The following is a 9,115-nucleotide window of genomic DNA, read 5'->3' as shown; positions in this document are numbered from 1 at the left end:
TGGTCCGGATGACACCTCCGGTGGAGGTGATGGCGTACAGCTCGGTGTCGTCGTCGACGATCAACGCTCCGACCAGAGTGCCACGTCTGCGGTCGTACTGGATCGTGAGGATGCCTTTGCCGCCGCGGCCCTGGGACGAGTATTCCTCGATGGCCGTGCGCTTGGCATAGCCGCCCGACGTCGCGACCAGCAGGTACGTCCCCTCACGCACGACGTTGAGCGACAGCAGCTGGTCCTCTTCGTTGAACCGCATCCCCTGCACACCCGAGGTCGCCCGGCCCATCGGACGCAACGCCTCGTCGGTCGCCGAGAACCGGATCGACTGGCCCTTCGCCGAGACCAACAGCAGGTCCTCGTCGGCCGAGCACAGCACCGCACCCACCAACTCGTCGCCGTGGCGCAGGTTGATGGCGACGATGCCGCCGGAACGGTTGGAATCGAAATCGACCAGCCTGGACTTCTTCACCAGGCCGTTGCGGGTGGCGAGCACCAGGTATGGCGCGTCCTCATAGCTCTTGATCTGGATGACCTGCGCGATGCGTTCCTCGGGCTGGAACGCCAGCAGGTTCGCCACGTGTTGACCGCGCGCCGTACGGGACGCCTCGGGCAGGTCGTACGCCTTGGCGCGGTACACCCGGCCCTGCGTGGTGAAGAACAGGATCCAGTCGTGGGTGGAGCAGACGAAGAAGTGGTTGACGATGTCGTCCTGCTTGAGCCCGGCACCCTGCACACCCTTGCCGCCACGCTTCTGGCTGCGGTACAGGTCGGACTTGGTCCGCTTGGCGTACCCGGTCTCGGTGATCGTGACGACGACCTCTTCGCGGGCGATCAGGTCCTCGTCGGCCACGTCGCCGTCGGCCGGGATGATCCGGGTGCGGCGATCGTCGCCGTATTTGTCGGTGAGCTCCTTGAGCTCGTCGTGGACGATGGCGCGCTGACGTTCCGGCTTGGCCAGGATGTCCTCGAGGTCGGCGATCTCGGCCTCGATCTTGGCCAGGTCGTCGACGATGCGCTGCCGCTCGAGAGCGGCAAGGCGCCGCAGCTGCATGTCGAGGATGGCCTGCGCCTGGATGTCGTCGATGTCGAGCAAATCGATCAGGCCGGCGCGGGCGACGTCGACGGTCTCCGAGGCCCGGATCAACGCGATCACCTCGTCGAGCGCGTCGAGCGCCTTGACCAGTCCGCGCAGGATGTGGGCTCGCTCGTTGGCCTTGCGCAGCCGGTAGGTGGTCCGCCGGACGATGACGTCCAACTGGTGGACGACGTAGAGCCGGATCAGCTGGTCGAGTCGCAGGGTGCGGGGCACCCCGTCCACGATCGACAACATGTTCGCGCCGAAGCTGGTCTGCAGCTGGGTGTGCTTGTAGAGGTTGTTCAGCACCACCTTCGCCACCGCGTCGCGCTTGACCTCGACCACGATGCGCAACCCGACGCGGTCGCTGCTCTGGTCCTCGATGTTGGAGATGCCGGCCAGCTTGCCGTCACGCACCTGGTCGGCGATCGAGGTGATGAAGTTGTCGTGGTTCACCTGATACGGGAGCTCGGTGATGACCAGCAGCGAGCGGCCTCTGGAATCCTCCTCGACCTCGACCACACCGCGCATCCGGATCGAGCCGCGGCCCGTGGTGTACGCGTCGTGAATGCCCTGCGAGCCGACGATCAGGCCGTGGGTCGGGAAGTCCGGTCCCTTGACCCTTTCGGTGACCGCGGCCAGCGTGGTCTCTTCGTCGGCCTCGTAGTTGTCCAGGCACCAGAACACGGCCTCGGCCAGCTCACGCAGGTTGTGGGGCGGCATGTTGGTCGCCATACCGACCGCGATACCACCGGAACCATTGGCCAACAGGTTGGGGAACCGGCTGGGCAGAACGGTGGGTTCCTGGACCCGGCCGTCGTAGTTGGGGATGAAATCGACTGTCTCCTCGTCGATCTCACGCAGCATCTCCATCGCCAGGGGAGTCAGCCGCGCCTCGGTGTTGTGGCTTACGAATCCGTTGGTGATGAAGGAGTGGTCTTCAGTGTCGACTCGGAGGCTGTAAACCGGTCGCACTCCCGCGTCCGAGACTGATGCCACCCGCGCGTAGCAGAACCTGCCATCGGTCAGTTCGGTAGCGATCGAACGGATGTCCGGATCATCACCGTGCAACTCGAAAGACCGCGCGAGCGCACGGTTTATGACGGATTTGGACTGATCTCCATCACAAACCGTACTTTCGGCGTGCATCGCCACTACGTCGCCGGGACTGATCTCCTCGATGAGCTTCCACAGCAGCGTGGGCACCCCGCCGAGATCGACGAGGCATAGCAATGGGTGGTTGGCCGTGCCCGTTACCTGGTGTGCATTGTCGGTACGGACGGTGTAGGTCGGATGCTCGCCGGAGTGGAACAGGCGGTCGGCGACTACCGGGGCACCATGGCGGTCAAGCACTTTCAACTCGATCGTATTGTCCGAGTTGGGCTTCGCTCCAGGCACTACGTCGCCGATCCGGATGGAATTGCCGTCCGGCAGACGCACCACGGCGTCCTCGGTAACGCAGTACCTCATGGCGGCTGGCGGGTCGTTTCCCGGCGAGCCGAAGTTGCCCTGACCGTCGACCAGCGGGTAGCGCAGCGACCACGGCTGGGCCATCCGGACCAGGGTGTCGTAGATCGACGAATCGCCGTGCGGGTGGTAGTTGCCCATCGTCTCGGCAACCGACCGTGCGGATTTCGCGTGTCCGCGGTCGGGCCGGAAGCCGGAGTCGTACATCGCGTACAGCACCCTGCGGTGTACCGGCTTGAGGCCGTCACGGACCTCGGGCAGCGCCCGCCCGACGATCACGCTCATCGCGTAGTCGATGTAGCTGCGCTGCATCTCCTGCTGGATGTCGACCGGTTCGATGCGGTCGCCGGCTTCGTCGCCGGGGGGCAGCGTTGTGTCAGTCATTCAGTTCCCTCGTAGGTCGACTCAAACATCCAGGAAGCGAACATCTCTGGCGTTTCGGGTGATGAAACTGCGGCGGGCTTCGACGTCCTCGCCCATCAGAATGGAGAACAGCTCGTCGGCTGCAGCGGCGTCGTCGAGCGTGATCCGTCGCAGCACGCGCGCGCTGGGATCCATCGTGGTCTCCCACAGTTCCTTGGCGTCCATCTCACCGAGGCCCTTGTAGCGCTGGATCCCGTCGTCGACGTTGATCTTCCTGCCCGCGGCCCGCCCGGCTTCGAGTAGACCGTCGCGCTCCCGGTCGGAGTAGGCGAACTCGGGCTCGCTGCGCTGCCACTTGAGCTTGTAGAGCGGCGGTTGGGCGAGGAACACGTGCCCGTGCTCGATGAGCGGCTTCATGAACCGGAAGAGCAACGTCAGCAGCAGGGTCGAGATGTGTTGGCCGTCGACGTCCGCGTCGGCCATCAGCACGATCTTGTGGTAGCGCAACTTCGAGATGTCGAATTCGTCGTGGATGCCGGTGCCCAGCGCGGTGATGATCGCCTGTACTTCGGTGTTCTTGAGCACGCGGTCGATGCGCGCCTTCTCGACGTTGATGATCTTGCCGCGCAGCGGCAGGATAGCCTGATACATCGAGTCGCGACCGCTCTTGGCCGAGCCGCCGGCCGAGTCACCCTCCACCACATACACTTCCGACAGAACCGGATCGGTCGAGCGGCAGTCGGCTAGCTTACCGGGCAGCCCGCCGATATCGGTGGCGCTCTTGCGGCGCACCAGCTCCCGCGCCTTGCGGGCGGCGAGGCGGGCTTGGGCCGACGAGACCGCCTTGTTGACAACGGTCTTGGCTTCGGCGGGGTTGGCCTCGAACCAGTGGGAGAGCTGCTCGTTGCAGATCTTCTGGACGAACGATTTGACCTCGGTGTTGCCCAGCTTGGTCTTTGTCTGACCCTCGAACTGCGGGTCGCTGACCTTGACCGAGATCACCGCCGCCAGGCCCTCGCGGATGTCGTCGCCGGTGAGGTTGGGATCTTTTTCCTTGAGGAGCTTCTTGTCCTTGGCGTACTTGTTCACCACCGTGGTGAGCGCGCTGCGGAAGCCTTCCTCGTGCGTGCCGCCTTCGTGGGTGTTGATGGTGTTGGCGAAGGTGTGCACGGACTCCGAGTAGCCGGCGTTCCACTGCATCGCGATCTCGACCTCGTGGCCGGGACCCTTGCCGTCGAAGTCGATGATGCTCTGCTGGATCGGGGTCTTGGTGCGGTTGATGTGCTTGACGTAGTCGACCAGACCACCGGGGTAGTGGAAGGTGCGGTGCTTGACCTTGTGCGGACCCGCGGCTTCCGCCGCCTTCTCGTCGGCGGTCTTCGGCGCCTCGGCGGTGTCGCTCACCACGTCGTCGACCACCTCTTCGGGGGTGACGCGCTCATCGGCGAGGTCGATGGTCAGGCCCTTGTTGAGGAACGCCATCTCCTGCAGCCGACGTGCGACGGTCTCGAAGTCGTACTCGGTGGTCTCGAAGATGCCGGGGTCGGCCCAGAACCGGATGGTGGTGCCGGTCTTGTTGGACGGCCCGCCCTGCTTGAGGGTTCCTGGTACCGAGCGGTCGTAGTACTGGAACCACTCGTAACCGTCGCGGAAGATGGTGGCCTCCAGTCGGGTGGACAGCGCGTTGACCACCGAGACGCCGACGCCGTGCAGACCACCGCTGACGTTGTAGCCGCTGTTCTCGCCGCCGAACTTGCCACCGGCGTGCAGTTGGGTCATGACGACATCGACGGTGGGTGCGCCGCTGGCGTGCATCTCCACCGGGATGCCGCGACCGTCGTCGGTGACCTGGACGCTGCCGTCGCCCAGGATCCTGACATCGACCCTGGTGGCGTAGCCGGCCATGGCCTCGTCGATGGCGTTGTCGACAACCTCCCAGACGAGGTGGTGCAAGCCACGCTCACCGGTGGATCCGATGTACATGCCCGGACGTTTCCGGACGGCCTCCAAGCCCTCCAGAATCGTGATGGCGGAAGCGCCATACTCATTTGAAGCGCTCTTCTTCTGGGCAGCCACGTTGAACGCGTCTCCTTGGGGTTCGCATGCGGGGGGCGACCGCCCCTCGCGGATCTCCCGACGAGTCTACCGTCAGGCACCGTCACCACTGATTCTGAGGCGGCGTTTCTGCACACCTAATTGCGCCGTCTGCGGAATTTCTCGAATCTCGACACGTGCCGACGCCTGAGAGTTGTGGATGAATCCTTGTCGCCGCTCTCAGCCAGTGGTCAGGAGCGGCTCACCCATAGGTGTCGCGGGGCCCCCGGCCCGGCACCCGGTACGGGCCCTTGCGCCACGAGGGACCCACCGGTCCGGTGATCTTCAGAGAGGTGACGACCCCGTCGCCGACCGCCGCGGCGATCTTGGCCAGCAGCTGGACCTGCACCATCCGCAGTTGGGTCGCCCACGCGGTCGATTCGGCCGACACCGTGAGGACGCCGTCGTTCAACGACGTCGGGGTCGCGTGCGCGGCGATCTGCTCGCCGACCACCGCCCGCCACCGCCCGAACACCGAGCCCTCGGCGACCCGCCCGGACCACCCCCGGCTGCGAGCGAGGTCGCTGGTGGCCGCTCCGAGCAGTTGCGGATCACGGCCGTCGGGTCCCGGACCCGACCAGCGACGCCTGCTGTTGCCGGCCACGCGACGCGGGGCGGGGGAGGTCCGGCCGCGGCCGACGTTCTTCCCCTGGACCCGTGCCGCCCCGCGCGCCTCCTCGAGGGTGCGCCGCACCAGGTCCATCCCTTTGATCCGGGTGAGGTCTGCGGGCGGTCCCACCGGGCCCTCGTCCACGGCGTCCTCGTCGAGGTGTTCGTCATCCATCACTTCACCGCCGACACGCGCCCGTGGTCGCCGTCGTTCATGGTGATATCGACCCGGCGCACGTCCCATTCGTACGGGATGTCCTCGTGTACGGCGGCGGTGACGAGCACCTGCTCTGCCGAGTCCGCCACCGCGGCGAGCGCTTCTCTACGGGCACTGTCGAGTTCGGCGAACACATCGTCGAGTAGCAGCACCGGATCCCCGCCCTCGGTGCGCAGCAGTTCGTAGGCCGCCAGCCGGAGTGCCAGCGCCACCGACCATGATTCACCGTGGCTGGCAAAGCCTTTGGCCACCTGATCGCCGAGTCGTAACTCCAGATCGTCGCGGTGTGGTCCGACCAGGCACACCCCGCGTTCCAGTTCGGCATCACGGCGGCGGCGCAGCGCCTCCAACAACCCGGCCTCGAAGACCCCGGCGTCGGCGATACCCGCTGCCGCTTCACTTTCCACCACGTCCACACCGCTGCGGTAACGGATCGTGGTCGGACGCGACGTCGGCGCCAGCAGCTGATACGACTTCTCCACCTCGGGAGCCAATTCTGTCACCAGTTCCACACGCGCAGCGATCAACTGGGCCCCGTGGGCAGCCAAATGTCCATCCCAGACATCGAGGGTCTCCAGCGCGCTGTGGTCACCGCGGAACCGAGCCCCGGCCGCGGTCTTCAGCAGGGCGGTCCGTTGCCGGAGCACCTTGTCGTAATCGGCCCGCACCCCGGCGATCCTGGGCCGTCGGGTGGTCGCCAGCTCGTCGAGATAACGCCTTCGCTCACTCGGATCGCCGCGCACCAGCGACAAATCCTCCGGCGCGAACAGCACAGCGCGCAGCACGCCGAGGATTTCACGGGCCGACCTCACCGGAGACCGGTTCAACCGGGCCTTGTTCGCCCGTCCCGACGTGATGTCGAGATCCACGGCGAGCTCCCGTCCTTCGCTGACCACAATGGTCGACACCACCGCACGATCAGCGCCGGAACGGATCAAAGGTGCGTCGGAGGCCACTCGGTGAGAGCCCAGCGTCGACGAATACCACAGCGCCTCAACGAGATTTGTCTTCCCGAAGCCGTTGGGGCCGACGAATACGGTTCGGCCCGGCTCGAGGTCGAGTTCGACGCGATCCCAGGACCGGAAGTCGGTCAGGGCAAGGTGGCGGACATGCACGGATACACCCCGGTCACCCGGACTCGCTCACTCGCTTGACAGCGTGGCCGCCGAACTGGTTGCGAAGCGCCGCGACCGCCTTCATCGTTGGTGAATCATCTTGGCGGGAAAGGAATCTCGCGAACAAAGCCGCCGCGATGCTGGGAACGGGAACCCGCAGCCGGATCGCTTCTTCGACCGTCCACCGACCCTCGCCGGAGTCCTCGGTGTAACCGCTGATGTCGGTCAGCCCGGGATCCTCTTTGAGCGCCCTGGCCAGTAGTTGCTGCAGCCATGAGCGCACCACGGTGCCGTTCGACCAGGCTTGATAGACAGCCTGAGGGCTCTTCACTAGGTCCTCGGCGGCCAGCATCTCGTAGCCCTCGGCGTACGCGGTCATCAGGGCGTACTCGACGCCGTTGTGCACCATCTTCGCGAAATGTCCCGCCCCGACCGGACCGACGTGAACGAATCCGTCCTCCACGGGCCCCGGCGGACGCAACGTGTCGAAGATCGGCATGGCGCGTTCCACATCGGCATCGGCGCCGCCCACCATCAGACCGTAACCTTCGGTCAGGCCCCAGATGCCGCCGGAAACTCCGGCGTCGATGAACCCGATACCCTTTTCCCCCAACAACTTTGCATGGGGAGCATCCTCGGTGTACCGAGAGTTTCCGCCGTCGATCACCAGATCGCCGTCGCTCAGTACGCCCGCCAGGGCGGAGATGGTCTGCTCGGTCACGGTGCCGGAAGGCACCATCACCCACACCACACGCGGTGAATCGAGCGCCGACGCCAGCTCCTCGAGAGACCCCACATCGGAGACCTCCGGCCTCGGGTCATATCCGATGACCTCGTGGCCTCCGTCGCGCAGACGGGATCGCATGTTGAAGCCCATCTTGCCGAGCCCGATGAGACCTAATTGCATGTCAACGCCCCTTCTTCTGTCGGTGTGATCGGCTCACCCTGGAAGGCGCACCGGCATCAACAAATAGACATAGTCGGTTTCGGCGGCCGGGAAAGGCCCAGTGCCGCCGGCGCCTCCGTCATCCTCTCCCGCCGGGCGCAGCACCGCCGGCCGGCTCGAGGTGGTGAAGCCGAACGTCACCCGCTCCGCATGCAGTGAACTGAGTCCGTCCGTGAGGTACGTCGGGTTGAACGCGATGGTCAGTGGGTCTCCGGAGAACTGCACGGGCAGGTCCTCCTCGGCGCGACCAACATCGTCGGCGCCCGCCGACAGCCGCAACACGTCATCGGCGAACTCCATCCGGACCTGCGCTCCGCGGTCGACAACCAGGGCCACACGTTTGATCGCTTCACTCAGTTCGGCGACCGCCATGGTCGCGATAGCGGTGTGTTCGCTGGGCAACAACTGACGGAATTTCGGGAACTCGGCGTCCAGCAAGCGGGTGGTGCTGCGCTTGCCCCTGCTACGGATCCCCAACAGTCCCTCTTTGCCGACACTGGGTCCGGAACCGAGCGCCAGATGCACTTCCTCGCCGTCGGTACCTGCCTTGGCGGCTTCTGCCAACGTCTTGGCCGGCACCAACACCGCAGCTTCCACCCCGGCGGCCTCGGTCGACCAGGTGAGCTCCCGTACGGCCAGGCGGAACCGGTCGGTGGCGGCCAAAACCACCTTCTCGCCGGAGATCTCGACGCGGATGCCGGTCAGCATGGGCAGCGTGTCATCGCGGCCGGCGGCAACGGCGACCTGCCCGATCGCCTCGGCGAACAGATCCGAGGACACCATCCCGGTCTCGTCGGGCAGGGTGGGCAGCGTCGGGTAATCCTCGACGGCCATCGTGGGCAGGGAGAAGTGAGCGCTTCCGCAGGTCAACGACACCCTGGTGCCCTCGACGCTGACGTCCACCGGCTTGGCCGGCAACGACCGGACGATGTCGGACAGCAGCCGCCCGGATACCAAAACGCTTCCTGGAGAAGCGATTTCAGCGGCGATCTGCACCTCGGCTGAGACCTCGTAGTCGAAACCCGAGATGGTCAGACCGTCGTCGGATCCGGTGAGCAACACCCCGGCGAGCACTGGGACCGTCGGCCGTGACGGCAGGTTGCGTGCCACCCAGGCAACCGCGTCAGCGAAGTCTTCGCGGGTCAGCCGAAACTTCAAATCCGTGAGACCTGCCGTCGCCACGTTCATAGCGTCCCTTCGATGCACACCCCGACAAAAGCCATAATCAGCGG

6 protein-coding genes are annotated in these 9,115 nt (G+C 65.6%); all 6 read right to left on the bottom strand.

Annotated features, from left to right (window positions below; genetic code table 11):
* The coding region (gyrA, locus tag WA944_RS26870; protein WP_526369091.1) for a DNA gyrase subunit A at positions 1-2,923 on the bottom strand (2,923 nt) is incomplete at its 3' end.
* Positions 2,924-2,944: 21 nt separating this feature from the next.
* Entirely contained in the window at positions 2,945-4,978 is a 2,034-nt protein-coding gene (gene gyrB, locus WA944_RS26865) for a DNA topoisomerase (ATP-hydrolyzing) subunit B (protein WP_526369089.1), read from the bottom strand.
* A gap of 220 nt (positions 4,979-5,198) precedes the next feature.
* Positions 5,199-5,780, bottom strand: coding sequence for a DUF721 family protein (locus tag WA944_RS26860; protein ID WP_526608966.1), 582 nt, complete (start codon positions 5,778-5,780; stop codon positions 5,199-5,201).
* On the bottom strand, positions 5,780-6,937 hold the full coding sequence (gene recF / locus WA944_RS26855; protein ID WP_526375423.1) for a DNA replication/repair protein RecF: 1,158 nt from the start codon (positions 6,935-6,937) through the stop codon (positions 5,780-5,782). The genes WA944_RS26860 and recF overlap by 1 nt, the downstream gene beginning before the upstream one ends.
* Before the next feature lie 13 nt (positions 6,938-6,950).
* A complete protein-coding gene (gnd, locus tag WA944_RS26850; RefSeq protein WP_526375421.1) occupies positions 6,951-7,844 on the bottom strand; it encodes a phosphogluconate dehydrogenase (NAD(+)-dependent, decarboxylating) in 894 nt (297 codons plus the stop codon).
* A 33-nt stretch (positions 7,845-7,877) separates the two neighbouring features.
* Positions 7,878-9,071 carry a DNA polymerase III subunit beta gene (dnaN, locus tag WA944_RS26845; RefSeq protein WP_526375419.1) on the bottom strand — a complete coding sequence of 398 codons (1,194 nt, stop codon included), beginning with the start codon at positions 9,069-9,071 and terminating at the stop codon, positions 7,878-7,880.
* Between the last annotated feature and the right edge of the window lie 44 nt (positions 9,072-9,115).

The organism is Mycobacterium sp., assembly GCF_049683355.1.
GTDB lineage: Bacteria > Actinomycetota > Actinomycetes > Mycobacteriales > Mycobacteriaceae > Mycobacterium.
Note: the sequence above shows the minus strand (reverse complement) of the source record. Positions and strands in the feature narration are given on the sequence as shown.